The sequence below is a fragment of the Herbiconiux sp. J20-20 genome (assembly GCF_057365085.1).
This window is the reverse complement of sequence record NZ_CP195122.1, coordinates 708,180-733,835: the sequence shown is the minus strand read 5'-3', so window position 1 is coordinate 733,835 and position 25,656 is coordinate 708,180. Positions and strand designations below refer to the sequence as shown.

32 protein-coding genes and 1 tRNA gene are annotated in these 25,656 nt (G+C 70.1%); 21 read left to right on the top strand and 12 right to left on the bottom strand.

What is annotated here, in order from left to right:
* Nucleotides 1-7 precede the first annotated feature (7 nt).
* The gene (locus ACR3ZA_RS03600) at nucleotides 8-907 is read left to right on the top strand and encodes an SUMF1/EgtB/PvdO family nonheme iron enzyme (RefSeq protein WP_473660236.1); all 900 of its coding nucleotides are present in this window, start codon (nucleotides 8-10) and stop codon (nucleotides 905-907) included.
* A gap of 124 nt (nucleotides 908-1,031) precedes the next feature.
* Here the strand turns inward: ACR3ZA_RS03600 and ACR3ZA_RS03595 are convergent, their stop codons facing one another.
* Nucleotides 1,032-1,565, bottom strand: coding sequence for a hypothetical protein (locus tag ACR3ZA_RS03595; protein WP_473660234.1), 534 nt, complete (start codon nucleotides 1,563-1,565; stop codon nucleotides 1,032-1,034).
* The gene (locus ACR3ZA_RS03590; RefSeq protein ID WP_486179542.1) at nucleotides 1,562-2,119 is read right to left on the bottom strand and encodes an RNA polymerase sigma factor; all 558 of its coding nucleotides are present in this window, start codon (nucleotides 2,117-2,119) and stop codon (nucleotides 1,562-1,564) included. Before ACR3ZA_RS03590 ends, ACR3ZA_RS03595 begins: the two co-directional genes overlap by 4 nt.
* 277 nt (nucleotides 2,120-2,396) lie before the next feature.
* Here ACR3ZA_RS03590 and ACR3ZA_RS03585 point away from each other — a divergent pair, with 277 nt between their 5' ends.
* Entirely contained in the window at nucleotides 2,397-3,125 is a 729-nt protein-coding gene (locus ACR3ZA_RS03585) for a response regulator (RefSeq protein ID WP_473660231.1), read from the top strand.
* Nucleotides 3,122-4,594 carry an ATP-binding protein gene (locus ACR3ZA_RS03580; protein WP_473660229.1) on the top strand — a complete coding sequence of 491 codons (1,473 nt, stop codon included), beginning with the start codon at nucleotides 3,122-3,124 and terminating at the stop codon, nucleotides 4,592-4,594. The genes ACR3ZA_RS03585 and ACR3ZA_RS03580 overlap by 4 nt, the downstream gene beginning before the upstream one ends.
* Here ACR3ZA_RS03580 and ACR3ZA_RS03575 read toward each other — a convergent pair.
* Together ACR3ZA_RS03575 and ACR3ZA_RS03570 are read right to left on the bottom strand one after the other, a co-directional pair.
* On the bottom strand, nucleotides 4,591-5,637 hold the full coding sequence (locus tag ACR3ZA_RS03575; RefSeq protein ID WP_473660227.1) for an NYN domain-containing protein: 1,047 nt from the start codon (nucleotides 5,635-5,637) through the stop codon (nucleotides 4,591-4,593). The genes ACR3ZA_RS03580 and ACR3ZA_RS03575 overlap by 4 nt on opposite strands.
* A gap of 27 nt (nucleotides 5,638-5,664) precedes the next feature.
* Complete coding sequence (locus ACR3ZA_RS03570) at nucleotides 5,665-7,782, bottom strand: UvrD-helicase domain-containing protein (protein WP_473660225.1); 2,118 nt, start codon at nucleotides 7,780-7,782, stop codon at nucleotides 5,665-5,667.
* Between the two features lie 173 nt (nucleotides 7,783-7,955).
* Here ACR3ZA_RS03570 and ACR3ZA_RS03565 point away from each other — a divergent pair, with 173 nt between their 5' ends.
* Genes ACR3ZA_RS03565 through ACR3ZA_RS03550 form a run of 4 tightly spaced genes read left to right on the top strand, consistent with a single transcriptional unit; the run spans nucleotide 7,956 to nucleotide 10,521 of the window.
* The gene (locus tag ACR3ZA_RS03565) at nucleotides 7,956-8,549 is read left to right on the top strand and encodes a DUF3500 domain-containing protein (RefSeq protein ID WP_473660223.1); all 594 of its coding nucleotides are present in this window, start codon (nucleotides 7,956-7,958) and stop codon (nucleotides 8,547-8,549) included.
* 37 nt (nucleotides 8,550-8,586) lie between these two features.
* On the top strand, nucleotides 8,587-9,081 hold the full coding sequence (locus ACR3ZA_RS03560) for a cation:proton antiporter regulatory subunit (RefSeq protein ID WP_473660221.1): 495 nt from the start codon (nucleotides 8,587-8,589) through the stop codon (nucleotides 9,079-9,081).
* Nucleotides 9,082-9,090: 9 nt separating this feature from the next.
* Nucleotides 9,091-10,287 (top strand): cation:proton antiporter domain-containing protein, encoded by a 1,197-nt coding sequence (locus ACR3ZA_RS03555; RefSeq protein WP_473660219.1) that lies wholly within the window; start codon nucleotides 9,091-9,093, stop codon nucleotides 10,285-10,287.
* A gap of 30 nt (nucleotides 10,288-10,317) precedes the next feature.
* Nucleotides 10,318-10,521 carry a hypothetical protein gene (locus tag ACR3ZA_RS03550; protein WP_473660217.1) on the top strand — a complete coding sequence of 68 codons (204 nt, stop codon included), beginning with the start codon at nucleotides 10,318-10,320 and terminating at the stop codon, nucleotides 10,519-10,521.
* Between the two features lie 12 nt (nucleotides 10,522-10,533).
* On the opposite strand, the gene ACR3ZA_RS03545 is transcribed toward ACR3ZA_RS03550, so the two are convergent.
* Entirely contained in the window at nucleotides 10,534-11,028 is a 495-nt protein-coding gene (locus ACR3ZA_RS03545) for an FBP domain-containing protein (RefSeq protein ID WP_473660215.1), read from the bottom strand.
* 146 nt (nucleotides 11,029-11,174) lie between these two features.
* On the opposite strand from ACR3ZA_RS03545, the gene ACR3ZA_RS03540 reads away from it, so the two are divergent.
* The 4 genes from ACR3ZA_RS03540 (at nucleotide 11,175) to ACR3ZA_RS03525 (ending at nucleotide 15,197) form a co-directional block, all read left to right on the top strand.
* Nucleotides 11,175-11,567: a VOC family protein gene (locus ACR3ZA_RS03540; RefSeq protein ID WP_473660212.1), complete on the top strand. Its 393-nt coding sequence runs from the start codon at nucleotides 11,175-11,177 to the stop codon at nucleotides 11,565-11,567.
* Nucleotides 11,564-13,000: an MFS transporter gene (locus ACR3ZA_RS03535; protein ID WP_473660210.1), complete on the top strand. Its 1,437-nt coding sequence runs from the start codon at nucleotides 11,564-11,566 to the stop codon at nucleotides 12,998-13,000. Before ACR3ZA_RS03540 ends, ACR3ZA_RS03535 begins: the two co-directional genes overlap by 4 nt.
* 29 nt (nucleotides 13,001-13,029) lie before the next feature.
* Nucleotides 13,030-14,565, top strand: a complete 1,536-nt coding sequence (locus ACR3ZA_RS03530; protein WP_473660207.1) for a DUF7059 domain-containing protein — start codon at nucleotides 13,030-13,032, stop codon at nucleotides 14,563-14,565.
* An 80-nt stretch (nucleotides 14,566-14,645) separates the two neighbouring features.
* Entirely contained in the window at nucleotides 14,646-15,197 is a 552-nt protein-coding gene (locus ACR3ZA_RS03525) for a hypothetical protein (RefSeq protein ID WP_473660205.1), read from the top strand.
* A gap of 6 nt (nucleotides 15,198-15,203) precedes the next feature.
* Here the strand turns inward: ACR3ZA_RS03525 and ACR3ZA_RS03520 are convergent, their stop codons facing one another.
* Nucleotides 15,204-15,425 carry a hypothetical protein gene (locus tag ACR3ZA_RS03520; protein ID WP_473660203.1) on the bottom strand — a complete coding sequence of 74 codons (222 nt, stop codon included), beginning with the start codon at nucleotides 15,423-15,425 and terminating at the stop codon, nucleotides 15,204-15,206.
* 370 nt (nucleotides 15,426-15,795) lie between these two features.
* Here ACR3ZA_RS03520 and ACR3ZA_RS03515 point away from each other — a divergent pair, with 370 nt between their 5' ends.
* The 8 genes from ACR3ZA_RS03515 (at nucleotide 15,796) to ACR3ZA_RS03480 (ending at nucleotide 22,110) form a co-directional block, all read left to right on the top strand.
* Nucleotides 15,796-16,506, top strand: a complete 711-nt coding sequence (locus tag ACR3ZA_RS03515; RefSeq protein ID WP_473660201.1) for a peptidoglycan DD-metalloendopeptidase family protein — start codon at nucleotides 15,796-15,798, stop codon at nucleotides 16,504-16,506.
* A 19-nt stretch (nucleotides 16,507-16,525) separates the two neighbouring features.
* The gene (locus ACR3ZA_RS03510) at nucleotides 16,526-17,038 is read left to right on the top strand and encodes a GNAT family N-acetyltransferase (RefSeq protein ID WP_473660199.1); all 513 of its coding nucleotides are present in this window, start codon (nucleotides 16,526-16,528) and stop codon (nucleotides 17,036-17,038) included.
* Nucleotides 17,039-17,047: 9 nt separating this feature from the next.
* Nucleotides 17,048-17,866 carry a glycosyltransferase gene (locus ACR3ZA_RS03505; RefSeq protein WP_473660197.1) on the top strand — a complete coding sequence of 273 codons (819 nt, stop codon included), beginning with the start codon at nucleotides 17,048-17,050 and terminating at the stop codon, nucleotides 17,864-17,866.
* A 190-nt stretch (nucleotides 17,867-18,056) separates the two neighbouring features.
* Complete coding sequence (locus ACR3ZA_RS03500; RefSeq protein WP_473660195.1) at nucleotides 18,057-18,680, top strand: ECF transporter S component; 624 nt, start codon at nucleotides 18,057-18,059, stop codon at nucleotides 18,678-18,680.
* Nucleotides 18,681-18,688: 8 nt separating this feature from the next.
* Nucleotides 18,689-20,185 carry an ATP-binding cassette domain-containing protein gene (locus ACR3ZA_RS03495; protein ID WP_473660193.1) on the top strand — a complete coding sequence of 499 codons (1,497 nt, stop codon included), beginning with the start codon at nucleotides 18,689-18,691 and terminating at the stop codon, nucleotides 20,183-20,185.
* Nucleotides 20,182-20,976, top strand: a complete 795-nt coding sequence (locus ACR3ZA_RS03490) for a CbiQ family ECF transporter T component (protein WP_473660191.1) — start codon at nucleotides 20,182-20,184, stop codon at nucleotides 20,974-20,976. Before ACR3ZA_RS03495 ends, ACR3ZA_RS03490 begins: the two co-directional genes overlap by 4 nt.
* Nucleotides 20,966-21,556 (top strand): AAA family ATPase, encoded by a 591-nt coding sequence (locus ACR3ZA_RS03485; protein WP_473660189.1) that lies wholly within the window; start codon nucleotides 20,966-20,968, stop codon nucleotides 21,554-21,556. The genes ACR3ZA_RS03490 and ACR3ZA_RS03485 overlap by 11 nt, the downstream gene beginning before the upstream one ends.
* A 35-nt stretch (nucleotides 21,557-21,591) precedes the next feature.
* Complete coding sequence (locus ACR3ZA_RS03480) at nucleotides 21,592-22,110, top strand: nucleoside/nucleotide kinase family protein (protein WP_473660186.1); 519 nt, start codon at nucleotides 21,592-21,594, stop codon at nucleotides 22,108-22,110.
* Here ACR3ZA_RS03480 and ACR3ZA_RS03475 read toward each other — a convergent pair.
* The 6 genes from ACR3ZA_RS03475 to ACR3ZA_RS03450 form a co-directional block, all read right to left on the bottom strand.
* Entirely contained in the window at nucleotides 22,107-22,388 is a 282-nt protein-coding gene (locus ACR3ZA_RS03475; RefSeq protein ID WP_473662273.1) for a metallopeptidase family protein, read from the bottom strand. The genes ACR3ZA_RS03480 and ACR3ZA_RS03475 overlap by 4 nt on opposite strands.
* Before the next feature lie 68 nt (nucleotides 22,389-22,456).
* Complete coding sequence (locus ACR3ZA_RS03470; protein ID WP_473660184.1) at nucleotides 22,457-22,939, bottom strand: DUF2017 family protein; 483 nt, start codon at nucleotides 22,937-22,939, stop codon at nucleotides 22,457-22,459.
* Nucleotides 22,936-23,127, bottom strand: a complete 192-nt coding sequence (clpS, locus tag ACR3ZA_RS03465) for an ATP-dependent Clp protease adapter ClpS (protein WP_486179545.1) — start codon at nucleotides 23,125-23,127, stop codon at nucleotides 22,936-22,938. Before clpS ends, ACR3ZA_RS03470 begins: the two co-directional genes overlap by 4 nt.
* A gap of 89 nt (nucleotides 23,128-23,216) precedes the next feature.
* Nucleotides 23,217-23,289 (bottom strand) — tRNA-His (locus tag ACR3ZA_RS03460).
* Between the two features lie 28 nt (nucleotides 23,290-23,317).
* Nucleotides 23,318-23,899, bottom strand: a complete 582-nt coding sequence (orn, locus tag ACR3ZA_RS03455) for an oligoribonuclease (protein ID WP_473662272.1) — start codon at nucleotides 23,897-23,899, stop codon at nucleotides 23,318-23,320.
* Between the two features lie 88 nt (nucleotides 23,900-23,987).
* Entirely contained in the window at nucleotides 23,988-24,767 is a 780-nt protein-coding gene (locus tag ACR3ZA_RS03450; RefSeq protein WP_473660181.1) for a GDSL-type esterase/lipase family protein, read from the bottom strand.
* Nucleotides 24,768-24,912: 145 nt separating this feature from the next.
* Here ACR3ZA_RS03450 and ACR3ZA_RS03445 point away from each other — a divergent pair, with 145 nt between their 5' ends.
* The gene (locus ACR3ZA_RS03445; RefSeq protein WP_473660178.1) at nucleotides 24,913-25,317 is read left to right on the top strand and encodes a BP74-related protein; all 405 of its coding nucleotides are present in this window, start codon (nucleotides 24,913-24,915) and stop codon (nucleotides 25,315-25,317) included.
* A gap of 36 nt (nucleotides 25,318-25,353) precedes the next feature.
* Nucleotides 25,354-25,614 (top strand): thioredoxin domain-containing protein, encoded by a 261-nt coding sequence (locus ACR3ZA_RS03440; protein ID WP_473660176.1) that lies wholly within the window; start codon nucleotides 25,354-25,356, stop codon nucleotides 25,612-25,614.
* Nucleotides 25,615-25,656: the final 42 nt, after the last annotated feature.

The window sequence follows — 25,656 nt, the reverse complement described above, 5'->3', positions numbered from 1 at the left end:
GACGACAATGACGATTCGCAGCGACGACATGGTTCGGCTCGACGGCGGCACGTTTCGGATGGGCTCCGAGGCGTTCTACCCGGAGGAAGGGCCCGTGGTCGAGGTCACGGTGAAGCCCTTCGAGATCGATCGGTACGCGGTCACGAACCGGCAGTTCGCCGAATTCGTCGACGAGACCGGGTATGTGACGGTCGCCGAGCGACCGCTCGACCCGGTCGACTTTCCGGGCGCCGATCTGGCCAGCCTCGAACCGGGCTCGCTCGTCTTCACGCCGACCGACGGCCCCGTCGACCTCCGCAACTGGCGGCAGTGGTGGCGCTGGGTTCCTGGGGCGTCGTGGCGGCATCCGCAGGGCCTCGAGAGCACGATCGACGACCGGCTCGAGCATCCGGTGGTGCAGGTCGCGTACCCGGACGCCGCGAGTTACGCCGCCTGGGCGGGCAAGCGCCTGCCGACGGAGGCCGAGTGGGAGTTCGCCGCGCGCGGGGGCCTCGACGGTGCCACCTTCTCGTGGGGTGAGGAGGCGAACCAGCGCGAGGAGCCGTTCGCCAACACCTGGCAGGGGCGCTTCCCCTACCTCAACACCGGCGCGCGCGGCTGGGTTGGCACGGCGCCGGTGGGCTCGTTCCCGCCGAATGCCTTCGGTCTCTACGAGATGACCGGAAACACCTGGGAGTGGACAGCGGATGCGTGGGAGGACACCCACACGGCGCCCGCGACGTCGTGCGGCTGCGGCCCGGCGCCCGCCGCGGTGAGCGACCGTCCCGATCCGCGCTCGCGGCGTGTCACCAAGGGCGGATCGCATCTCTGCGCACCCGAGTACTGCCTGCGCTACCGTCCGGCTGCGCGCTCGGCACAGACGGAGGACTCGTCCACCACGCACCTCGGCTTCCGCTGCGCGCGCTGATCCACTGTCTCCCCGCGACGGGAGATCTCGGTCGGTGCCCGCCGCCGTGGCCCTGATCCACGGGGCGGGCACCGCCTTTGCTCTGCGAAGACCGAGAACTGGGCTCGATTTCCGGCTAGATTCCTCACACCCCTGAGTCGGAATCCCATGCCGCGAGACCCAGGGTCCCGCAGAGTTCTTCGGGCGTCAGGCCTCTCCTGCTCGGAAAGACCAACGCCAGTCGTGTCGATTGCGCGCAGGCGACCAGAGCGGGTGTCCCGCGCGTCGCCGGTTCATGTGCGGAGCGACTGAGCTCGCCCGACTCCCAGAACTCGGCGCACAGCTCCGTCGGCGACGTCGAGGCGAGCCGGTCGGCGACGCCGATGAACTGTGCGGCGGCGCGGGAGTCGATGACTTCGATCGAGCGCGATGAGAGGTCGGGCGCCTCGTAGCACCAGGCCGTCGTCGTGGCGTCGTGGTAGACGTTCGCGACGCCGATGGCACCCACGGTCAGGGCCACCGCGGCCGCGGCGGCCACGCCGAGGGCGAGCAGTCGGCGCCGACGACCGGGGAGCGGCAGGCCGACGACGGTCGACTCGGCACGCGCCGCGGCGAGCACGCGGGCGCGCACCGGGGCCAACTGGCTCTGGATCTCGTTGTCGTTCGGAAGGTGGGTCACGAGACGCCCTCCTCTTCCGCGACCGCGCGCTGCCGCCGCAGGCGCTCGCGACTGCGCTGCACGCGCTTGGTGACGTTGCTCACGGTGATGCCGAGCTCGTTGGCGGCTTCGCGGTACGAGCGGCCCTCATACAGGCACAGCTCGACGACGCGGCGGTCGGTCGCGCTCAGCTGGTTGATCGCCTCGAAGACCCACTCGAGTTCTTCCACGTGGGCGAGGTGCTCACGGTTGAGTGACTCCGCCCCGCGATTGGCGATGTGCTCATCGAGTGGGAGGCAGTCGTGCTTCGCCATGATCCGGCGCAGGTTCTGGGCGTGGTAGCGGCAGGTGACGAGGAGCCAGGGCAGCATCGAGGCGTCGATGAGCCGGATGTCGGACAGCTTCTTCCACGCCGTCACGAACGTCTCCTGAACGAGCTCCTGCGCGCTCACCACGTCGTGGGTCTGTGCGTATGCGAATCGGTACACAGCGATGGAATGCCGGTCGAAAAGTTCGCCGAAAGCCCGATCGTCGCGCGCGAGTGCGCGGCGGATCAGGTCGACGTCGGGGTCCACGTCTTCACCTCCACTATGTAGTGTCCCGATTTCTTCGATCGTGACAGCTGGTGGGCGAATATCTCAAAGAAGTCTCACAGATTCTGTGAGCCCCCGTCACCAATTGGGCAATTCGATTGACTAATTATGCCTTCTTTCACCGCACACCCTGGTGGTGGCGATGACCGGCGGCAATCTCGCGACGGCGACGAACGGGCATGCCGCGAGTCGGCGTCGTCGGCCGGGGTGGCAGAACTCGGCACAGTTGATTCATAGAAAGCTGCGCTTGGGTGTCATCATGACACTCGCAGCACCCGCCTTGCGGCACCCCGATGGTTCGCCCGTTCGCGCCCTGGTCGTCGACGACGAAGCCAGCCTCGGCGATCTGATGCGCATGGCGCTGCGCGCCGAGGGATGGGAGGCGCGCGCGGTCGAAGATGGACACACCGCACTGCGGATCGCCCGCGAGTTCAACCCCGACGTGATCGTTCTCGACGTGATGATGCCCGGAATCGACGGGCTCCAGGTGCTGCAGCGTCTTCGCGCCGCGGGGAACGACGCGCCGGTGCTCTTCCTCACCGCGAAGGACGGTGTCGACGACCGCATCGCGGGCCTCACCGCCGGCGGCGACGACTACGTGACGAAACCCTTCAGCCTGGAAGAGGTCGTCGCCCGACTGCGCGGCCTCGTTCGGCGCACCATGGTCGGCGCGACCCTCGACAGCGGCCCCGAGATCCGCGTCGGAGACCTCGTGCTCAACGAGGAGAGCTATGAGGTGCGCCGCGGCGAGGTGTCGATCGACCTCACGGCGACCGAGTTCGAGCTGCTGCGCTTCCTGATGCGCAATCCGCGCCGAGTGCTCAGCCGCGAGCAGATCCTCGATCGGGTCTGGAGCTACGACTTCGGCGGCAAGTCGAGCGTCGTCGAGCTCTACATCTCGTACCTCCGCAAGAAGATCGATGTGCTCGGCGAGCCGATGATCCACACCGTTCGCTCGGTCGGCTACGTCCTGAAGCCGGCCTCGTGACGACACGTCGACCCTGGTCGCTGAGGCGACGACTCGTCGCCGGGATCCTGGCGCTGATCGTGGTGCTCGGAGTCGCCATCGGAGGCGTCAGCACCGCCGTCCTGCAGAACAGCCTGATCGATCGTCTCGATCGACAACTCGAGGCCTCGGTCGGACGATCGGGCACCGCCCTCGGGCGGCCGGGCGGCGTCGAAGACCGCGACGATCCGCCGCCCGTCGGCGGCTTCGTGCTCGGCGAGGCGGCGGGCGCCATCGGCGTGCTCGTCATCGACGGCGTGCTCGTGCAGGCCGGGTACCTGACCGTGACCGGCGAGGACCAGTCGCTCACCGACGTGCAGAGCGTCGAGCTGCTGTCGATTCCGGTCGACGGCGAGCCCTACACCGTGGATCTCGGCGGCGACCTCGGTCGATACCGCGTGATCGCCGAACCGTTGAACTCGACGACCACCGTGATCGTCGGTCTCTCGCTTGAGGACGTCGATGAGACGGTCACCCAACTGGCGATCACGATCGCCTTCGTGACCGCGCTCGCGCTCGGTGCCGCCGCCGCCCTCGGCGCCGTGGTCGTGCGGATCGCACTGCGCCCCCTGGACCGCGTCGTCGCCACCGCGACACGGGTCTCCGAGTTGCCGCTCGACGAAGGCGAGGTGCAGCTCGCCGAGCGTGTTCCCGAGTCGGCGACGGCACCCGGCACCGAAGTCGGGCGCGTGGGCTCAGCGCTCAACCGACTGCTCGGCCGCGTCGAGACGGCGCTGACGGCGCGCCAGGAGAGCGAAGACAAGCTGCGCCGCTTCGTCGCCGACGCCTCTCACGAGCTGCGTACCCCCCTCGCCTCGATTCGCGGCTACTCCGAGTTCGTGCGAACGAAGGCACCGGATCTGGATCCCGACTTCGCGCGGTCGCTGGAGCGCATCGACTCCGAGTCGCAGCGCATGACCTCGCTCGTCGAGGACATGCTGCTGCTGGCGCGCCTCGACGCCGGGCCCGTGCTGCACAGCAACCCGGTCGATCTCTCGCGACTGCTCGTCGACGCGGTCAGCGACGCGCACGCGGCGGGGCCGGGGCACCAGTGGGAGCTCGACCTGCCGGAGGAGCCGGTGACGATTCCGGGTGATGCCGGGCGGTTGCACCAGGTGATGACCAACCTCCTGGCCAACGCGCGCATTCACACGCCGGAAGGCACCCGTGTCCGCGTGTCGGTCGATGCCGATGACGAGTTCGCGCGCGTGCGCATCGCCGATGACGGCCCCGGAATTCCGGAGGCGATCCTGCCCACCCTGTTCGAGCGCTTCGTGCGCGGTGACGACTCGCGCGCTCGTGCTCGGCAGGGCAGCTCCCCGGGCGGCAGCACCGGCCTCGGGCTCGCGATCGTTCGCGCGATCGTCGAGAGCCACGGAGGGAGCGTTCAGGTCGACAGCTCGCCCGCGGGCACCGAGTTCGTCGTCGAGCTGCCGCTCGCCGCCGCCTAGTCGGTGTCCGGCGACGCCGCGGGCTTGCGGGCGCGGCGCGAGCGCGGCGCGGCCTTCACCGGCGGCTCCGGCTCGGCAGCCGGCGTCTCGCGCTTGCGCACGCTGCGCTGACTGCCGTCCACCTTCACCTCGGCGATCTCCTCGTGCGCGAGCACGAAATCGGTGAAGGTCTTGAAGCCCAGGAGCTTCTCGTTGAACGACGGGTTCATGCGCTTGATCTGCGACTTGACCGCCGAGGGGTTCAGCCACTCGACGTCCTTGGCGTGGCCGAGCTCGAGCGCGCGGTCGAGCAGGCGTGCGGCCGCCGTGGCGCTCAGCTCACGCGACTCGCTCTCGCCCTCGGTGTCGCCGGCCGACTTCTCGGCGTCGGGCTCAGCGGATTTCGCCTCGGGGTTCTCGGCTTCCGCCGCCGGCTCCGACTTGCTCGCCGACTTCCCGCCGCGTCGGCGTGCCGGCGCGCTGGGGGCGGCCGGCGCCTTCTCGATGCCGGGGATCGCGTCGTACATCTCGTACTCGTCGCACGCGGCGATGAGCGCCGGGCTGGTGCCGCCGGTGACGCCGATTCCGATCACGAAGCGACCGAGTCGCTTGCAGCGCTGCGCGAGGGCGATGTAGTCGGAGTCGCCCGCCACGATCACCACGTGGGTCAGATCGGGAAGGCGGAACAGGTCTTCGAGCACATCGACCGAGAGGCGGATGTCTCCGCCGTTCTTGCCGGCCTTGGTGGTCTGGAACATCTGTGTCAGATCGACCGCGCGGTCGACGAGCTGGCTGCGATAGCTCGCGTTCGCGGGAACGGACCAGTCGGCATAGGCGCGGCTCAGCGCCACCGTGCCGAAGCTCGAGGCGTAGTCGAGGATCGCGCCGACGTCGACCGTGGCGGCCGCAAGCTTTCCGCTGAGCTCGCCCTTGTCGCTCGGGCGGGCGTCGCGCGCGTTCTCGCTGCGCCAGGCCCCCTTGCCGTGGAGCTGGTCGAACCGAGAGATGACGATGTTGTCGAAGTCGATGTAGACGGCGACGCGTGGATCAGTGGGGGAGGCCATGGCCACAGTCTTGCCGCTTCCGGGGCGCTATGCGACCCCGACCCACAGACCGTGTCGTGCTCGGGTCATCGCGACGTAGAGTTCGCGACGCTGAAACTCGCGCGTCTCGGCGGTGCCGTCGTCGCCGTCCGAGTCGGTGGGCAGGTCCAGCAGCTCGCCGGGCGCCTGCACGACGATGACCTCGGCGAATTCGAGTCCCTTGGCTCTCTTGATGGTGCCGACGTGGACGGCGTCGGTGCGGGCATCCGTCTGCTGGAGGTCCTGGGTGCGGATGCCTGCGGCCTCGAGCGCCATGATCGCGGCGCGACCGTTCCACCGTGTGAGGGCGAGCACCGCGATGTCGCTGGCGCGGAGCCCGGTGTCACCGGCCAGCAGGTCATGGATGTGGCCGATGAATGACGCGTCGTGCTCCGCTCGCGACGGGAACACGCGGAGGACGGGCGCCGGTCCGCGGCGGGCGAGCTCGGGGAGCTCGACGGGACCGGTCGTGAGCGCGCCTTCGATGTCGAGGTACTCATCGCCTTCGATCAGCTCGTGGGCCGCTGCGAGGATCTCGGAGGAGTTCCGGTAGTTGTTCGTCAGCACCACTCCTCGACCCGCGATCGCGACGCCCGCCTCGGCGAGCGTGTAGCCGCCGGGGTAGAGCGTCTGCTGCCCATCGCCGACGAGGTGCAGCCCGTCGGGTCGATCGCCCACCAGGGCGTGCAGCATGCGGATCATCGCGCAGGAGAGGTCCTGCGCCTCGTCGATCAGCACCGCACCGAACGCGGTGCTGGGGGTTTCGCGCAGCGAGGCCTCGGCCGCCAGCACCAGATCTTCGAAGTCGACGACGCCGCGACGCGCGAGGGCCGCCTCGTAGGCGAGCGCGAGCTCCCACACTTCTCGGCGCAGGTCGGGCCCGAGCGCACGTCGACGGCCCGTGCGGGCGAGCGCCGCGTACTCCTCCCAGCTGCGAAGACCGCGTCCTTTGATCACGTAGACGATCTCGTCGCGCCAGTAGACGGGGTTCGCGTCGGCGCGGGCGAGCGCACCCGTCGCGCCCACCTCGGCCCAGGCCTCGTGGAAGGCATCCCGTGCGAGCTTGCCGTCGAGTCGCGGCTGCTGCCCGCGCTCGGCCAGGAGCCGGTAGGCGAACGAGTGGACGCTGTGGAATTCGACCCGATCGGCGACGTCGGGCGCCAGGGCGCGGAACTGCGCCGAGAGCACGTGCGGCAACGTCTTGACGTAGGTGGTGACCAGCACGCGCTGACCGGTGGTGCGCGCCAGGTAGGCGGCCCGGTGCAGGGAGACCAGCGTCTTGCCGGTGCCGGTCGCTCCACGGATCCGGCTCGGACCGGAGAAGCTGCGGCGGACGGCCCGCGCCTGTGGCGGATCCAGGAGCCCCACCCTCGGCGCGGCCGGGCGTGAGCACGCCCCGGCCAGCAAGTCCTCGAGCACCTGGTTGGGGGGCAGGCGCTGCTCGAGCTGCTGGCCGGGGCCGCTGGGGGCGTCGGCTCGAGGAGCCGACGAGGACACGCTGAGCGTGTCGATCTGGGGCCTGACGACGGGGATGGGCCCGGTCGTGAGGGAGGGGAAGTGCGCTTCGAGCTCGGTGCGCACGCGGGCGACCTCTTCCGCACTGAGGAGGTGGGGGAGACGCGCGATCGTGCGCAGTGCGAGCGCTTCGGTGCCGAGGATCCTCACGCCGAAGATGAGCTCGTCGGGTTCGGTGCTGTCGGAGCCGACGAGCACGCCGTGCACGGAGGTGGCGGGGAGGCCGATCTCGGCCAGCTGCTCCTGCAGCGAATAGACCAGGTCGCCGGTGGCCGCGACGTGCTCGGTGACCTCGGCGTCGCCCGCCCACACCGTGTCAGCCTGGAGGCGCACCGCGCGCCACGGCACGAGGCCGAGGACGATGACGCCGCCCGGACCGACCAGGATCGCGTCGATGCTGGTGGCGGTTCGCTCGGGCCAGCGGCGGTGGGTGAGGAGCGTCCAGCCGAGCGGCTCGAGCTCGAGCAGAGCGTCAGTGAGTCGTGTCGACGGCGACGAGGCGGACTGGAAGGCGCGCGCGACCTGCGCCGCGACGCCCGCGCAGCGCGCGCGCTCGTCGACCCCGAGTGTGCTGCGCGCCGGTTCGACGGCAGATTGATGTCCCGCTGCCACGGTGTTCCCCCTCGTGTGCGGATGCCGGAGCCCCCCGGCTTGCATCCGTGCACCCCAGCATGGCGCGACCTGTCTACCCCCGCAATCCGCGCGTTCGGGGGGCACTTGCTTCTCTCGGCGCACACCCAGCCGGTCCAGAAGGCTCGCACAGCCCCCCACGGCTGAATGTCCTCATGAGCACGAACGACACCCGGCCAGACCGGTCCGACGCCTCCCGGACCGGGTCGCCCAGCCCCGCGGATCTTCGGTTCCACCGCGGCGTTCTTCGCCAGCTCATCGGCGCGATCGCGACCCTGGCTCTGATCGGCGGACTCTCCGCCGGCGGGGTTGCCGCCGCCGCAACCGCGTCGACGACATCCAGCACGGTGCAGGAGCGGGATGTCGTCGACGCGGAGCTCACCAGCACCCTGGAAGACGTTCTGGCGGAGCTCGACGCCGAACAGCTCGCGCGCCTCACCGATGCGGCGACCGGGATCCGACTGGGCGATCTGACCGCGACGGAGCGCATCGAGATCCTGTCGCTGTTCCGAGCTGTGCTGAGCCCCGATGCCTACTCGCACCTGCTCGCGATGATGAACGCCGATGACGCGCTGGACGCGGCGGCGGGCGGCGGCACCGCGTGGAGCTCCGACGAGTACACGGTCACCGTCCTGTTCGACGATTCCACCGGCAGCGTCTTCTTGCAGCTCTCGGGAACGCAGCTCGCGATCTCGGTCGTCGTCGCAGAGGATGCCATCTTCGTGGAGCCCGAGGTGCTCGACGCCTGATTCAGGCAACTCCTGGCCTGCGCCCTAGGCTGTCGGCATGGCCGCACGCATCGAGAAGATCGATCTCCCCGGGATCGGCACCCGCCACGACCTCGTCACGGAGTCCGGCAGCCGCATCGGGGTCGTCTCGCAGCGCTCCGGAGAGCGCCAACTCGCCATCTTCGACGGCGCCGACCCGGATGCCGCCCTCGGCACCGTGGATCTCACCGAGGCGGAGGCGGTCGGCCTCGCCGACATCCTGGGCGCTTCGGTCATGCTCGGCCAGCTCGCCGCGATCTCGACTCAGGTAGCCGGCCTGTTCACCGAGCAGCTGCTGCTGCCGCTCACCTCCCCGTTCGCGGGAGGGGTGCTCGGCGACACCCAGGCGCGCACGCGCACCAAGACCTCGATCGTCGCGATCATTCGCGGCTCCGACATCATCCCGTCGCCGACGCCGGACACGCCGCTCAAGGGAGGCGATACGATCATCGCCGTCGGCACGCGCGCCGGACTGGAAGCCCTGGCACGACTGCTCGACCGCGGCACGGAATAAGGTTCCGCCGTGCATGAGTCGACCCTGCTCTTGATCGAAATCGGGGCGCTCCTGCTCGGACTCAGCGTGCTCGCGCGCGTCGCGAACCGCTTCGGATTCTCGGCGATTCCGCTGTATCTGATCGTCGGCCTTCTGCTCGGTGACGGCGGGGTCCTGCCGATCCACGCCGGAGAGGAGTTCCTCGAGATCGGGAGCGAGCTCGGCGTCATTCTGCTGCTGCTGATGCTGGGACTGGAGTACACCGCGCCCGAGCTCGTTGCCAGCCTCAAGCAGGCGCGCACCGCGGGTCTGCTCGACCTCGTCATGAACGCGGCGCCGGGGGCGATCCTGGCGTTCGCGCTCGGCTGGGGGCCGCTCGCGGCGCTCGCGCTCGCCGGCGCCACCTGGATCTCCTCGTCGGGGGTGATCGCGAAGGTGCTGCGCGATCTTCGCCGTCTCAGCAACCGCGAGACGCCGGTCATCCTGTCGGTGCTCGTGATCGAGGACCTGGCGATGGCGTTCTACCTGCCGGTGCTCTCGGCGCTGGTGATCGGCGCCGGGGTGCTCGCCGGGGCGACGGCGCTGGTCATCGCGGTCGTGGTCGTGCTGGTGATCCTGTTCGCGGCGCTGCGGCACGGCCGCAAGATCTCGGCGGCGTTCTCGTCGACGCACTCCGAGTCGCTGCTGCTGGGCGTGCTCGGTCTGACGATGCTCGTGGCGGGCCTCGCGCAGCAGGTCAACGTGTCGGCGGCCGTCGGGGCGTTCCTGGTGGGCATCGCCATCTCCGGCCAGGTGGCCGAGCGTGCCGAGGAGCTGCTTGCGCCGCTGCGCGATCTGTTCGCCGCGATCTTCTTCGTCTTCTTCGGCCTCTCCACCGACGCCGCGGCGATCATTCCGCTCCTGCCGATCGCCGCCCTCCTGGCGCTGGTGACGATGGGTACGAAGGTGTTCAGCGGCTACCGCGGCGCCGCGATGGCGGGGATCGGAACGCTCGGGCGCTGGCGCACCGGTTTCGCCCTGGTGCCGCGCGGCGAGTTCTCGATCGTGATCGCGAGTCTCGCCGTCAGCGCGGGCATCGAGCCGCAGCTCGCTCCGCTCGTCGCCGCCTATGTCTTGATCACCGTGATCGCCGGTCCGCTGCTGGCGCGCGTGCCGGATGCGGGCTGGTTCCGTCGCCGTGTCGCGCCCACGCCGCCGACCGTGACGACCGCCGAGTCGCGCGGCTAGGGTCGCGTCCGGATTCGCTAGGCTGGGGTCATGAAGGTCTTCTGGTTCGTGGTGTCTTTTGCGCTGTTCGTCGGCTCGTTCGCCCTCTTCGGCTACGCCTTCCTGGGGCAGGAGATCTTCGCGTCGCTGGGTGCTCCGGGCTTCCCGTTCGAGGCCACGCTGTTCATCCTCGGCGTCATCGTCGCGTCGATCGCGTTCGCGATCCCGTTCCACCTGCTCGAGAAGTTCGACTGACGCCCGTGCCGCTCAGGCGGCGGCGTCGAGCACGCGCGTCGTGAAGGCATGCAGTCGCGCCTTCAGCGTCGCGGAGCGACGCGCGATCAGCACCTCGGGCTCGGGCTGGAGCTCGTAGGGCGGCGGCGCGATCCGGATCAGGATCGAGCATGCCAGGTCGGCGCAGATGTAGGTTCCGACGGTGTTGCCCGCGCGACCGGCGTCTCCCGCGCGCGCGGCCGAGAACATCGTCACCTGTCCCGACGGCTGTGCTGTCGCGCAGAGGGAGCACATCGCCGATCCGACGCGACCGCGGTTCTCCGCCGCGCGCAGCACGAGTCCCACCGGCTCGTTGTCGCGCCAGACCACGAGATACCCGCGCTGCGGCGCGCTGTGGTCGCGCCAGCCGAGGTACTCGCGCTCGTCCCAGACGACCTCGTGCAGTCCCGGCATCGGAACACGGTCGATCTCGCCTCGCGTGGCATTGACGAACGAGGCGCGGATCTCGGCTGCGCTCAACGGCTTCATGTGCCCTCCACCCTAGGCGGCTCCGCGCGCCTCTGCGCGGGATCGCCGGGGTCAGCCGCCATCCAGATGGCGTGGGGAGGATATCCACCGACGCGCGATCGTGGCATCGTGAGCGCTGTACGCATCCATTCGGAAGGATCTGACCCATGCTGACCACCACCGGCGCCTTCTCCAGCTTTTCGGTCAACGACCTCGATCAGGCGCTGCCGTTCTATCGCGATCGGCTCGGACTCGCGATCGTCGAAACTCCGATGGGGCTTGAGCTGACGCTCCCCGGTGGGGAATCCGTCTTCATCTACGACAAGGGAGAGCGGCACGCCGCCGCGAGCTTCACGGTGCTGAACCTCGTGGTCGCGGACATCGATGCGGCCGTGGCGGAGCTCGCCGTCGCCGGAGTCGAGCTGCTGCGCTATCCCGACTTCCCCGGTCAGGGCGAGGACGGCATCGCTCGCTCGGATTCGCCCGAGCACGGTCCGACGATTGCGTGGATCGCCGACCCGGCGGGCAACGTCGTCGGGATCATCGAGGAGCGCGAGTGACGGAAGACCTGGGGGCGCAGCGCCCGCGGCGCGGGCGACGCTCGTCGCGCGCGCCGATCCGTGCGATGCGCCCGTTCCTCGAGTCGCGCTACCGGATCCTCGCCGTGGCGCTGGTTCTGTCTCTCGCCGGGACGGGCGTGTGGCTCGTCGCGTCGGTGTTCCAGATTCGCGAACTGGGCGGCGGTCCCGTCGACCTGTCCTACGTGGCGACGGCGAACGCGGTCGGCCTGCTGCTCGCCGTGCTGTTCGGCGGCGCGGTCGCCGACCTGATCCCGCAGCAGCGCATCCTGCTGACGATCGAGCTCACGAAGGCTCTCGTGGCGGGCGCGATCGCGGCGCTGGCGCTGACCGGCACGCTGCAGATCTGGCACCTGGCGGTGGTCGGATTCGTGCTCGGCGTCGCGGACGGCTTCTTCTATCCGGCGTACTCGGCGCTGCTTCCCGCGATCCTTCCCGCCGATGACCTTCTTGCGGCGAACGGCGTCGAGGGCACGCTGCGGCCCACAATCATGCAGGCGGCGGGACCGGCGCTGGCCGGTGCTGTGATCGCGGCGGCATCGCCCGCGCTCGCCTTCGTCGTGGTCGCGGCAGCGCAGTTTGCGGGCGCCCTGGTGCTGACACGCCTGAAGCCGACGCCGCTGCGGCGCTCCGAACCCGAGCCCGGCGACGAGGTGGCCTTGGGTGCCGACGCCCCCGCACCTCCGTCCGCGCGCAGCGCCGTGGGAAGGCTGCTGAAGGACATCGCCGAGGGCTTCCGCTACATGGTGCGCACCCCGTGGCTTCTGGCCACGCTCGTCTTCGCCTCGCTGCTGGTGCTGGTCATCATGGGGCCGATCGAGGTGCTGCTGCCCTTCGCGGTCACCGATCAGACCGGCGGCGGAGCGGGCGCCTTCGCCCTCGTGCTCGCGGCCTTCGGCATCGGCAGCGCGATCGCCTCGCTCGTCGTCGCCTCGCTGCCGCTGCCGCGCCGCTATCTCACGGTGATGAACCTGGCGTGGGGTCTCAGCTGCCTGCCGCTCGTCGTGATCGGGTTCACCGACCAGCTCTGGATCATGGTGATCGCGGTGTTCATCGTGGGTGCCGGGTTCTCGGTCGGCCAGGTCATCTGGGGCACGCTGCTGCAGCGGCGCATCCCGCCCGAACTGCTCGGCCGCATCTCGAGCCTCGACTTCTTCGTCTCACTGTTGTTCATGCCGGTCTCGATGGCGATCGCCGGGCCGATCGGCGAGTGGATCGGCTTCGGTCCCGCCTTCCTGATCGCCGGTCTCGTTCCCGCGGTGCTCGCCGTGCTGGTGATCGTGCTCGCGAAGCTGCCGGAGGACGAGCGGCGCCACCCGCTGGATGCCGCGGGCGATGCGCGCGACGAGGGCATGACCGGGCTCGGGGCCACCGAACTGCTGTCGCGCGAACCCGGTCCTCCGCCCGCGAGCTGACCGGGTCGGACTCGGGTTGAATGGGGGGCATGCACGCGCACCTCCTCGCCGCCCTCCGCACCGATCTCTCGGCGGCGTCGTTCCGCGTCGATGCGCTGCGGGAGCTCTGGGGTCCGACGGCGGATGCGGCGCTCGGTCGCGGCGACCGCGTTCCGGCGGCCCGCGCGCTGGAGTCGCGCGACGAACCGGCGGCGGTGCTGGCGCGGCTTTTCGTGCTCGGGCTCGAGGTCGATGCGGCGGAGCTGGCCGCGGCGCTGCCGACTCTCGGTGCTGCGGGGGCGCTTGAGGCGGGGCTGATCGAACGACACGGCGGGCTGTGCGTCGCGACCCTCGATCTGCGCCCCTACGACGTCATCGACGGCCGCGGAGCCGCGTGGTGGTGGCTCGCGAGCGACCTGGGCGAGTTGGCCACCGGCAGCGCGCTGCGCCCGGACCACGTGCTCGGCGTGGGCGGTGCCTCCTCGACGCTCGCGGGGCTTCAGCTGCCCGGCCCGGTCGGTCGTGCCCTCGATCTCGGAACCGGCAGCGGAATCCAGGCGCTCCATCTGGCGCGCGAGGCGGAGGAGGTCGTGGCGACCGACATCTCGGCACGGGCGCTCGAGTTCGCCGCGATGACGGCGGGCCTGAACGAGGTGACGCTCGATCTGCGCCTCGGCAGTCTGTTCGAGCCGGTCGCGGGGGAGCGCTTCGATCGGATCGTCTCGAACCCGCCGTTCGTCATCACGCCGCGCCGGCCGGGTGTTCCCGAGTATGAGTATCGCGACGGCGGACGGGTGGGCGATGCGCTGCTCTCGGAGGTCGTCGCCGGGCTCGCCGACCATCTCACCCCCGGCGGCATCGCCCAGCTGCTCGGCAACTGGGAGTACGGCACCCGCGACGGGCTGGAGCGCGCGGTGGGGTGGGCCGAGAGCGCCGGCCTCGAGTACTGGGTGATCGAACGCGAGACGCAGGATCCCGCGGCCTACGCCGAGACGTGGATCCGGGACGGGGGCACGAGGCCGGGGCATCCCGACTACGAGCCCCTGGTGGATGCCTGGCTCGACGACTTCGAGGCGCGGGGCGTCCGGGCGATCGGCTTCGGCTATCTGCTGCTTCGTGCACGGAGCCACCGCGTGGGGTCCGCCGCAGCGCTTCGCCCGCTGGCGCGCGCCGAACGGCTCGACGCCGCGCTCGGGGATGCGGCGGCCGGCCTGGGCGGACACCTCGCCGACGTGCTCGCCGTCCACGACGCGATCGCCGCCCTCGACGACGACGGGTTCGCCGAGCTCCACCTTGAGGTGGCACCCGATGTGACCGAGGAGCGCCACTACTGGCCGGGCGACGAGCATCCGACGGTGATCACCCTGCGGCAGGGCGGGGGCTTCCGGCGCGAGTTCCGCGTCGGCACGGCGCTCGCCGCGGTCGTCGGGGCCTGTGACGGCGAGCTGTCGCTTCGCAGCATCCTCGTCGCAGTCGCGGCGCTTCTCGACGTCGACGATGGCGCCCTGCGCGCCGAGATCCTTCCGGAGGTGCGTGAGCTCTGTCTCGGCGGGCTGCTCCGCGTGCACGAGGACTTCGCCTCGTAACCACACCGTTATCCCGTATACAGCGTCGTTTCAGCGCGCACCCAGACGGGGTTCGTAGCCTTGTCCCCGAAAGGACGGACATGGGACTCTTCGAACGGCTGTTCGGCGGCGTTGAGCAGTCGGCGGGAGCTGCGTCACCTTCGCGTCGCGCGTCGTCGACGGCGGACGAGCGTGCGCTTGAGCGCTATCGCTACCTGATTCGCACAGCACCCCCGGAGACGATCGAGCAGGTGCATGTCGAGGCCTTCGGCAAGCTGACCGATGAGCAGCGGGCCGTCATCTACGAAGAGCTCAGCCGCGGAGCCGGAACCGGCGAGCGCCCTCTCTCCAGCGAGCCCGCGACACTGGCTCGAGCCGCGACGCGCGCCGAGATGCGATCGCCGGGCTCTCTCGAGCGCTCGCTGACCGCGTCGCAGTCGGCGCCGAGCTTCGGCTCCATGGTGGCGAGCACCCTGTTGGGGACGGTTGCCGGCTATGTGATCGGCTCGGCGCTGGTGAGCGCCTTCCTGCCGTGGGATGCGGCCTACGACGCGCAGGACACGAGCGGCGACGGGGGCGTCGACGGTGCAGGCGTCGACGACGGCTCGTTCGACAGCGCGTTCGGCGCCGACTTCGGCGGCTTCGACTTCTAGGCCGGCTTAGGCCCGAGCCACGCGCTCGGCCGCCGTCTCGAGGTCCAAGCACTGGGCCACCTCGACCGCGGTGTTGTACACCGGACCGGAGAGCGCCACGTAGACGCGACCCGCGCAGACGACGTAGCCGATGGTCGCCGTTTCTCGCTCGATGCGGTAGATGCCCTCGACCGCCTGCGTGACGAGCAGCTCCGCGCCCCGCGTGTCGTGCCCGATGGTGTCCTTCATGGTGCCTCCCGGCTCGTCGTCGTGCCGGTGCGAAGTGTGGACTCCGCGCCGATCCGGAATCACTTCCATGACACACCCGGAGTCGGCGCAGGGCAAGACCTGAAGCCGAGTATTCACCGAGACTCCGTCGACGAGGGCGCCCATGCGGCACCCAGAAGCCCTCCAGAACCTGTCCAGGTTGATGCCGCAGTATCGATCTGGGCCCAGCAGGGCGCGGTGCGTGTATTCCGCCGTGATCATCCGCTGCTGAGCCCCACACCCCCTCGTAGGACCGCCACAGATGGCTTCTCGGCGCGCAGCGCGCGTAGCGCACTGCTGTGCGCCCGATCGAAAGTGCTCTCCTTTGTTCCACACCCATGTTCCGCCCGCAGTGCCCCTGCCCCACGACCCCGATCTGCTCCCCAACGTCGAGCTCGAAGAGCACCACGTCTTCGGCAGCCGCCGCACGTTCCTCGATCTCAGCCGCCGCAAGCTCGCCGTCGGCGCCGCCGCGGTCTGCATGATGAGCTTCGGCATCAACGAGCTCCCCGCCGCAGCGACCACGGTTCAGGTCGAGGAGGCGGAGGCGAGTCTGCAGACGTTCTCCACCGGGACCGTGGCGGCGCCGGAGATCGAGCGCAGCGGCTACGGCGTCTCGACGTTCACCGTCGTGCAGTGGCCGATCAACCCCGGCACCGCGATCAGCGACTACTTCGGATCGCGGGTGGCGCCGTGCGCCACCTGCTCGACCTATCACCTCGGCATCGACTGGGATGCGGAGTCCGGCAGCTCGGTCGGAGCGATCGCCGCGGGCACCGTCGTCGGTCTCGACAGCATCTCCGGCGACCTCGGCGTCCACGTCGTCATCGAGCACGAGATCGACGGGCAGATCGTGCGGAGCGTCTACGCGCACCTGCTGTCCGGAAGCGTGCCGCTCTCGGTGGGCGACACCGTGTCACCCGGAGAGACCGTCGGAAGCGTCGGCAACACCGGGCTCAGCACCGGCACCCATCTGCACTTCGCGATGATCGACGTCGACGGGACGTTCTTCGACCCGCTGACGTGGCTGCAGTCGCACGTCAACGTCGAGTGGGGCCAGTAGCGGCGAGTAGCCTGTCCCGGTGACCGAGCCCCGCATCCGCCCGTACTCGCGCGACGACCTCGACGCTCTCGTCGCGATCAACGATGCCGCGTACCCTGCCGTCCCGATCACCGGGCGCGACGACCTCGCCGCGCTGGCCGACCTCGCCTCCCCGCGGCTCGTCGTCGATGACGGCGCTCCGGCCGGGTTCCTGCTCGCGCTGCCTCCGGGCTGCGATTACGACAGCGAGAACTACCGTTGGTTCAGCGCGCGGGCCGCGCAGACCGGTCGGGGATTCCTCTACGTCGATCGCATCGTGCTGGCTCCGCGCCTGCAGAGCCAGGGCTTCGGGCCCCGACTGTACGCGGCGGTCTTCGATGCGGCGCGGGCGCTCGGCCATCCGGAGGTGCTCTGCGAGGTCAACGTGGAGCCGCCGAATCCCGGATCGCTCGCCTTCCACCGACGGCTCGGGTTCCAGGAGGTCGGACGCCAGGCGACGAAGGGCGGGCACGTCGAGGTCGCGCTGTTCGCCGCCGAGGTTCCCGCGGCATAGCATCAACCCATGAGCACCCCCTCGCCCACGGTGTCGATCGTGATCCCGGCCTACAACGAGGAATCCACGATCCGCGCCTGCGTCGTCGCCGCGATCGAGCAGACGGTCCCCGCCGACGAAATCCTCGTGATCGACAACAAGTCCACCGACGGCACGCTCGCCCTTCTGCACGGCCTGATGCAGGATTTCCCGGACGCGCCGCTGCGGGTGTTCTCGCAGGATGCCGAACAGGGGCTCGTGCCGACGCGGAACTTCGGCATGGACCGGGCCCTCGGCGAGGTGATCGGGCGCATCGACGCCGACTCGGTGCTCGAGCCAGACTGGGTCGAGCAGGTCAAGGCGCTCTTCACCGACCCGACCGTCGGCGCCGCGACGGGGCCGGTCATCTACTACGACATGCCGCTGCGGCGCTGGGGTCACCGCGCCGACGACACACTGCGCCGCGGGATCCTGAAGCTGGCGCGCGACTACCACTTCGTCTTCGGCAGCAACATGGCGGTGCGCGCGAGCGCCTGGCGCGACATCCGCGACGTCGTCTGCCGCGACGAGGCGGACGAGATGCACGAGGACATCGACATCAGCATCCACCTCTTCGACCGCGGACACCGCGTCGTGTACGGCTCGAAGATGGTGGCGGGGATGTCGGCGCGCCGACTCGACGACAGCCCGCGCGACTACTTCTACTACGTGCGCCGTTTCGACCGCACCTACGACGCCCACGGGATCACGAACCCGGCGCTCCGAGCCCCGATGGTGATCTTCTCGGCGATCTACCCCGTGCTGCACGGAGTGCGCTGGTCGAGAGCCCGTCGCGCCGCCCTGCGCTGACGGCGCGAGGCGCACGCGCTATGCTCGGGGACGAACACGGGAGTCCGGTAGGCCGGGCTGAGAGGAAGCTCATCAAGCTTCGACCGTCGAACCTGATCCGGATCATGCCGGCGCAGGGAGGCATCTCTGGTTGATCGCCCATCGCGCGATTGATCGCCCGTGCACTTTCCTCAACGAAAGGGCACGAATCGTGACCACGCAATCCACTCTTCCCACCACCGCGAAGCGGACGATCGTCTGGCGCTGGCGCGTCGTCGACATCGTCGTGGCCGCCGTCATCGGCGTCGCCGCGGGAGTGGTCTTCTGGGCCTTCGGGCTCGCCTACTCGATCCCCGGCGATGCTCTCGGCGCGCTCCTCCCCGGGGCCCAGGGTCTGCTGTACGGGGTCTGGCTGTTCGCGGGTGTGCTCGGCGGCATCATCATCCGCAAGCCCGGAGCGGCGCTGTTCACCGAACTCGTCGCGGCGAGCGTCTCGGCGCTCATCGGCACCTACTGGGGGCCGCTCACGCTCGTCTCCGGCCTCGTGCAGGGCCTGGGCGCCGAACTGGTGCTGCTCGCCTTCCTCTACGCCAACTGGCGTGTCTACGTCGCGATGCTCGCCGGCGCGGGTGCCGGCCTCGCGGCGGCACTGAGCGAGTTCGTCATCTACTACGTCGGTGTCGAACCCGCCTTCATGGTCGTCTACGCGATCTGCTTCTCGATCTCCGGCGCGGTGATCGCCGGACTCGGCTCGTGGCTGCTCATGCGGGCGCTCGCGGCGACCGGGGCGCTCAGCCGCTTCGCCGCCGGACGCGAGCGCACCGCCGAGGTCTAGGCGCGCTCGTGACCCCACCTGTGACGCGCTCGGGCACCGCGACGCACCTCGGTGCGCCCGCGCGTCTGAGCGCGCACGGGTGGGGCTGGCGGCACGCCGGGCGACGCGCCTGGGCGGTGCGCGCGCTCGACGTCAGCATCGAGCCGGGGGAGCGGGTGCTGCTCCTCGGACCCTCGGGCTCGGGGAAGTCCACGCTCCTCGCGGCCCTCGCCGGGGTGCTCGGCGGTGCGGAGGAGGGCGAGACCGAGGGGACGCTGCGCGTCGACCGGGATCAGCCCGCCGCCGCGCGCGGGCGCGTCGGCCTGGTGCTGCAGGACCCGGAATCCCACGCCGTCATGGCGAGGGTCGGTGATGACGTCGCCTTCGGGCCCGAGAACCTCGGGGTGCCGCGCGACGAGATCTGGTCGCGCGTGGACGCGGCGCTGGAGGCGGTCGGGCTCGGCGTCGGACGCGCGCACTCCACGTCGGCGCTTTCGGGCGGGCAGAAGCAGCGCCTCGCGCTCGCCGGGGTGCTCGCCATGCGGCCGGGGGCGCTGCTGCTGGACGAGCCGACCGCGAATCTCGACCCGGCGGGTGCCCGGGAGGTTCGTGATGCGGTGACCGAGGTGCTCGATCGCACCGGGGCGACACTCCTCGTCGTGGAGCATCGAGTGGAGCTGTGGCACGACCTCGTCGATCGCGTGCTGGTGCTCGGCGCCGACGGCTCGCTCATCGCCGACGGCACGCCGGCGCGGATTCTGGAGGAGCGCGGCGCGGAGCTGGCGGCCGGCGGAGTCTGGGTACCGGGACGGGAGCCGCGGCTCGCACGTCGGCCAGCCGGGTCTGCCGGGCCTGGCATGATCTCGGCCACGGCGCTGCGCGTGGCCCGGGAGCGCGGTCGTCCGCTGCCCTGGACGCTCGACGCCACGTTCTCCGCGGGCGAGACCGTGGCGCTGACCGGGCCGAACGGGGTCGGCAAGTCAACCCTCGCGCTCACGCTCGCGGGGCTCGTTCCTCCCGCCGCGGGCGACGTCGTGCCCAGTCAGGAGCTCGCTGCCGGGCTCGGCCCGGCACCGCACCGCTGGCGCTCCCGCGACCTTCTGACGCGCTTCGGAATGGTCTTCCAGGCACCCGAGCACCAGTTCGTCGCGGCGACCGTGCGCGAGGAGCTCGCCGTCGGTCCCCGGAGTCTGGGGCTGGCCGGGGCGGAGGTCGAGGCGCGCGTCAGCGGCCTGCTCGAGCGACTCGGCCTGGCCCCGCTCGCGGGCGCGAACCCGTTCACGCTCTCGGGCGGGCAGAAGCGCCGGCTCTCGGTCGGCACCGCCCTCGCGACGCGCCCGCGGGTGCTGATCCTCGACGAGCCGACCTTCGGACAGGATGCGCGGAGCTGGGCCTCCCTCGTCGAGCTCATCGACGAGGTGCGTGCCGAGGGAAGCGCGGTGATCGCCGCATCGCACGATGAGCACTTCGTGCGCGAAGCCGCCACGACGCAGCTTCGGCTGACGGCATCGGGGGCGGAGTCGTGACGGCGACGCTCGCGCCGGCGACCGGACTCGTCACGACGTCTCCGCTCGAACGGATCAACCCGGTCGCGCGGCTGCTCGCGGCGCTGCTGCTCGCCGCGGTGCTCGTCATGTCGATCGACCCGGTCTCGGCGGGGGTGGCGCTCGTCCTCGAGATCCCGCTCGTGCTGATGAGCGGCCTCGGCTGGCGCGGCTTCTGGGCCCGCACCTGGCCGGTCTGGATCGCGGCGCCGTTCGCGGGGCTCACGGTGGCGCTGTACGGGCGCGCCGGGGGCACGGTGCTCGTCGAGTGGGCGCTGATCCGCATCAGCGAGGGCTCGCTCCTGCTCTCGCTCGCGACCGTGCTGCGCGTGCTGGCGATCGCGCTGCCCGGCATCGTGCTGTTCGCCCGCGTCGACCCGACCGATCTCGCCGACGGGCTGGCGCAGGTGCTGCGGCTGCCCAGCCGTTTCGTGCTCGGGGCGCTCGCCGCGTTCCGCCTGCTGGGGGTGCTCCGCGACGACTGGCGAGCCCTCGAACTGGCCCGGCGCGCGCGCGGAATCGCCGACCGCGGACGGATCCGTCGATTCGCCGGCATGGCGTTCGCGCTCCTCGTGCTGTCGATCCGGCGGGGGAGCACCCTCGCCACCGCGATGGAGGCGCGCGGATTCGGCGGCGACACCCCCCGCACCTGGGCTCGCGAGTCCCGCTTCGGCGCGAACGGCTGGCTGCTGCTCGCGGCCACCGCGCTGGTGGCGGGCATCGCCGTCGCGGTCGCCGTCCTGACGGGAGCGTGGACGTTCGTTGTTCAATGACCTCGACCAGCTCAACGAGTCCCTGCTGCGTGAGGTGGCGCGCGCGTGCCTCAGCTCCGCACCTCGACCCGTCGTCCTCATCGACGGCGGCTCCGGCGCCGGCAAGACCACCTTCGCGCGACGTCTGGTCTCGCTGGTGGCGACGCCCGCCGGCCAGGCGCAGCTGGTGAGCCTCGACGACTTCTATCCGGGCTGGGACGGGCTGCGAGAGGGCAGCGAGATGGTGCGCACGGATGTGCTCCGTGCTCGTGATCCCGGCTGGCGAGGCTGGGACTGGGTGGCGAACCGGTCAGCCGAATGGCATCCGCTCGACCCGCAGCGGCCGCTCGTCATCGAAGGATGCGGGGCGCTGAGCGCCGCCAACCGCCGCCGTGCGAGCTTCGGGATCTGGTTGGAGCTGGAGCCTGCGGAGCGCAAACGGCGGGCGCTGGCGCGCGACGGCAGTCTGTACGCTCCGCACTGGGATCGCTGGGCTGCGCAGGAGTCCGCTTTTCGCCTCGATGAGCCCCCGGCGCCGCTCGCCGATCTGGTGATCGATCTGAACTCCTCGCCGTCTCGATTCTCGCTACTGTGGGAGTGATGGCGCGGGGGAGAGAACGTCGACCGGCCCAACTCGTGGTCGAAAGAATCCGTGCGGCGACGCGCGGACGCACCGTCGTGCTGATCGATGGACCGTCCGCTGCGGGCAAGTCGACGCTCGCGGGTGAGGTCGCCTACGAGCTCAATGCGCAGCTGCTCTCGATGACCGCGTTCCGTCCGGGCCCCGGCGGGCTCGAGGTTGCGAGCGCGCTCGTCGCCGGGTCGGTGCTCGCCGACGACTCGCCCGGGTATCACCGCTGGGATGAGGCCACAGGTCAGGCGGCCGAATGGCACAAGATCAACCCCAAACGCCATCTCGTGATCGAGGGGGCGGGCGCCCTGAGCGCCGCGAACCGGGAGCGCGCGAGCTTCGGCGTCTGGGTGCATCTGCCGTTCGAGGAGCGCCGCCTGCGCCAGTTCCAGCGCGACGGGTTCCACGATGCCGACCTTTGGGAGTACTGCACGCTGCAGGAGCGGGCCTTCTTCCAGCGAGAGCGCCCCGATCAGCTGGCCGACGTCATCTACGACAGCGGCGCCGACATCCTCGTCGACTAGGCCCATCCGAGGCGGTGCAGCTCGGCGTCGTCGATGCCGTAGAAGTGGGCGATCTCGTGGACGAGCGTCACGTGGATCTCGTGGCGCAGCGCATCCAGGTCGTCGCAGATCGCGAGAAGCGGCTCGCGGAACAGCACGATCCGATCGGGGAGCTCGCCGAAGCCGTACTGATCGCGATCGGTGAGGGCGACGCCTTCGTAGACGCCGAGCAGGTCGAGCGAGCCATCCTCGGGGCGCGCCTCGGTGACGAACACCAGGTTCTCGAGCCCCTCGACCATCTCGTCGGGCAGCGCATCGAGCTCGTCGACGACGAGAGACTCGAACTCCTCCTCGCTCAGCTCGAGGCTCACGTCGAGCTCTCCGTGGTCGCGTCGAGGGCCTCGACCAGATTCCACTGCAGCGCACCCACCCAGTCGTAGACCTCCGCCATCAGCCCTTCGCCCTGATCTCCATCGTGATGGATGCCGAGACGCTCGGCGAGCACCATGCGCAGGTCGCTGAGCACCGGCAGCCACCGCTCGACGCTGTCGGCCGCGGCGCGCACCGCACTGCCAGCGTCGAGGGCGAGCAGCAGCGATGCCGCGGCCGAGGACTTCCGCTCGACGAGTCCGTCGCGCGTGTAGCGGGCGAACTCCGCGGCCGCCTCGGGGTCGTCGCGATAGCCGTCCGGGAAGAGCCGCTGAACGGCGGGATCGTTCCCGCTCTCATCGAGCACGAGGCTCATGTACTGCTCGACCAGGCTGCGCAGCAGTGCGAGCTCGGGTTCGCTGAGCCGCAGTTCGAGCTCGGTGCTCTCGTCGGTGCGGATCACGTGCACCTCGACGCTCATGCATCCGCCTTCTGCACGCTTGCCCAGAGACCGTACTCGTGCATCGCCTCGGTGTGCCGCTCCATCTCTTCGCGCGGTCCGGTGGCGACGACGGCCCGGCCCTCATGATGAACGAGCAGCATGAGACGCTCCGCTTCGGGCCTCGAGTAGCCGAAGTACGTCATGAAGACACGCGTGACGTACGCCATCAGGTTCACCGGGTCATTCCAGACCACGGTGCACCAGGGCACATCCAGGGTGACGTCCGGGGCGATTTCTTCGACCAGGACGGAATCGGGGCGACCGACGGGACTCGAACCCGCGACATCCGGCACCACAAGCCAGCGCTCTACCAACTGAGCTACGACCGCCATATGCTGCTTACGCAACTCAACGATTCTAGGGCATCCGAGACGCCCACTCGTCCACGACTCTCGTCGAGGCGGTGAGAGCCTGTTCACTCGTCGGCCCGGGAGCGGGAACGAAGACCGCGCGGCGGTAGTAGTCGAGCTCGCGGATCGACTCCAGAATGTCGGCGAGAGCCCGGTGTCCGCCGTTCTTGGCCGGCGACTGGAAGTAGACCCGCGGGTACCAGTGGCGCGACAGCTCCTTGATCGAGGAGACATCGACGCTGCGGTAGTGCAGGTGCGAATCGACGCGGGGCATGTACTTCGCGAGGAACATTCGGTCGGTGCCGATCGTGTTCCCGGCGAGGGGGGCGCTCTGGTGATCGGGGACGTACTTCAGGATGTACTCGAGCACCTGGTACTCGGCATCGGCGAGCGTGACGCCGTTCGGGATCTCGTCGATCAGCCCGCTCTCACGGTGCATGTTCGTCACGAACTCGTTCATGTTGTCGAGCGCCGACTGATCCGGCTTGATCACGATCGTGAACCCGGGGTCGACCAGATTCAGGTCGTAGTCGGTGATGACGACGGCGACCTCGACGAGTTCGTCGACGTCGACATCGAGTCCCGTCATTTCGCAATCGATCCAGACGAGCAGATCCGCTCCAGCAGCCACGCGCCGAGTCTAGTCGGCCCGGCCGACGGGCTTCCGAGCCGGACCGCTACGGCCGGGCGTCGACCGGCCGCGGCTCGGGCAGCTTCGGCCCCATGCCGTCGCCGCTGGACACGCGGCGGAGGCGTCGGCCGAGCCACGGCAGGCCGTGCCGGCGCACCCAGTCGAGCGTCGAAATCGGCACGCCCGCGCTGCTGCGCTCATCCGGGTGGCTCGGCATCGCGTCGACGCCGAGCTGCGTCGCGGCGGTGCGTGCGATGGCGAGATGCCCCGGGGTGGAGGGGTGGATGCGGTCCTCCGACCAGGCGGAGCGATCGCGGAGCGCATCGAGCCCCCACAGATCGAGGAGCACGCAGCCGTGGCGTGCGGCGATCGAGCCGAGATGCGCGTTGAACAGGGCGGTGCGCTGGCGCAGCACGCGGAGCACGCGTGCGCGACCGGGGTCGAACACGGTGGCGAGCAGCACCGTGGCGCCGGTGCCTCGCAGCTCGGCGATGCACGGCTCGAGGCTCGCGGCGAGCTCGTCCGGGTCGATGCGGAATGACATGAGGTCATTGCCGCCCACCTGGATCGAGACCAGATCGGCGCCCATCGCCCGCGCCGCAGGTGCCTGCTCCTCGACGACGTGACGCACCCGCCGCCCGCGCACGGCGAGGTTGGCGAACTCGAGGCGGGGTCCGCCTGCGGCCCGACTGTCGGCGTCGAGGGAGAGCGCCAGCCGGTCGGCCCAGCCGAACCACGGCGCCCCATCGCCGACGACCGGATCGCACCAGCCCTCGGTCACGGAGTCACCGAGGGCGATGAAGCGGGTCCAGGTCCGGGCTGCCACGATCACAGTGTCGCGAGGGGCGGGCCTGGTTTCCAGAGGGTCGAGTCAGGGTTTCTCGGAACGTCGACGAGAGTTCACGAAGCGGGCCGAATGTTCGAGAACGCGTCACCGTCACGTCGGCGTTTTCGGTCGATAGCATGACGGAATGACGACGGGATCCCGGCTCGGACGATATGGCGCGGCGGGCGCGATTGCTCTTGCCGTCGCTCTTGCGGGATGCGCGCCGGGCGACGCATCGAACCCGGTGGCCACCTTCCAGGTCGCGGGTGGGGAGACCTATCGAATCGAACTCGCAACGCCGGAACTCGTCGATCACGCCGAGCGGCTTCTCGCGGGCGAGCAGATCGCAGCCATTCCCGTCGGCACCGTCGTCCGAGATGACGCGGGGGTCAACGAACCGTGGTCGTGGCACATCGACCCGGCGACGTTGGAGTTCGCTGAGATCACGATCGAGGTGTGCGACGGCCTGCCGAGCTACGTCGAGGACATGACGATCACGAGCGACCAGTTCTGCCCGTGGTCGGCCCAGGTGATCGCGGTCGAGCGATGAGGAAATGCGCCGCGGGCCGCGCACGTTGAGAGTCCTGTGATCGTCGACTTCTACAGTTCCGCGTTCTGCGGCTCATGTCACGCCGCGCGAGCGACGCTCGCCGAGGCCGCGCGATTGGTGCCGCAGGCATCCGTCGTGGAGCGTGACGTGGTCGCGTTCGCGGACGACGCGGAGCGGGAGGGCATCGTCTCGACGCCGACGGTGATCGTGCGCCGCGATGACGGAACAGAGGTGTTCCGCGCCGCCGGGGCGCCGCCGCTCGACGCGGTGCTGCGCGCGCTCGCGCTCGCCCTCTGAGCGGATCTGGTCGCCCGACGACCGCGCGATAGGGCACGCTGT

Excerpts from the sequence above, each read along its gene's own strand:
- ACR3ZA_RS03600 (WP_473660236.1), top strand. The coding sequence starts at position 8 with ATGACGATTCGCAGCGACGACATGGTTCGGCTCGACGGCGGCACGTTT.
- ACR3ZA_RS03585 (WP_473660231.1), top strand. The coding sequence starts at position 2,397 with ATGACACTCGCAGCACCCGCCTTGCGGCACCCCGATGGTTCGCCCGTT.
- ACR3ZA_RS03575 (WP_473660227.1), bottom strand. The coding sequence starts at position 5,637 with ATGGCCTCCCCCACTGATCCACGCGTCGCCGTCTACATCGACTTCGAC.
- ACR3ZA_RS03565 (WP_473660223.1), top strand. The coding sequence starts at position 7,956 with ATGAGCACGAACGACACCCGGCCAGACCGGTCCGACGCCTCCCGGACC.
- ACR3ZA_RS03560 (WP_473660221.1), top strand. The coding sequence starts at position 8,587 with ATGGCCGCACGCATCGAGAAGATCGATCTCCCCGGGATCGGCACCCGC.
- ACR3ZA_RS03550 (WP_473660217.1), top strand. The coding sequence starts at position 10,318 with ATGAAGGTCTTCTGGTTCGTGGTGTCTTTTGCGCTGTTCGTCGGCTCG.
- ACR3ZA_RS03545 (WP_473660215.1), bottom strand. The coding sequence starts at position 11,028 with ATGAAGCCGTTGAGCGCAGCCGAGATCCGCGCCTCGTTCGTCAATGCC.
- ACR3ZA_RS03540 (WP_473660212.1), top strand. The coding sequence starts at position 11,175 with ATGCTGACCACCACCGGCGCCTTCTCCAGCTTTTCGGTCAACGACCTC.
- ACR3ZA_RS03530 (WP_473660207.1), top strand. The coding sequence starts at position 13,030 with ATGCACGCGCACCTCCTCGCCGCCCTCCGCACCGATCTCTCGGCGGCG.
- ACR3ZA_RS03525 (WP_473660205.1), top strand. The coding sequence starts at position 14,646 with ATGGGACTCTTCGAACGGCTGTTCGGCGGCGTTGAGCAGTCGGCGGGA.
- ACR3ZA_RS03520 (WP_473660203.1), bottom strand. The coding sequence starts at position 15,425 with ATGAAGGACACCATCGGGCACGACACGCGGGGCGCGGAGCTGCTCGTC.
- ACR3ZA_RS03505 (WP_473660197.1), top strand. The coding sequence starts at position 17,048 with ATGAGCACCCCCTCGCCCACGGTGTCGATCGTGATCCCGGCCTACAAC.
- ACR3ZA_RS03475 (WP_473662273.1), bottom strand. The coding sequence starts at position 22,388 with ATGGTCGAGGGGCTCGAGAACCTGGTGTTCGTCACCGAGGCGCGCCCC.
- ACR3ZA_RS03470 (WP_473660184.1), bottom strand. The coding sequence starts at position 22,939 with ATGAGCGTCGAGGTGCACGTGATCCGCACCGACGAGAGCACCGAGCTC.
- clpS (WP_486179545.1), bottom strand. The coding sequence starts at position 23,127 with ATGGCGTACGTCACGCGTGTCTTCATGACGTACTTCGGCTACTCGAGG.
- orn (WP_473662272.1), bottom strand. The coding sequence starts at position 23,899 with ATGACGGGACTCGATGTCGACGTCGACGAACTCGTCGAGGTCGCCGTC.
- ACR3ZA_RS03445 (WP_473660178.1), top strand. The coding sequence starts at position 24,913 with ATGACGACGGGATCCCGGCTCGGACGATATGGCGCGGCGGGCGCGATT.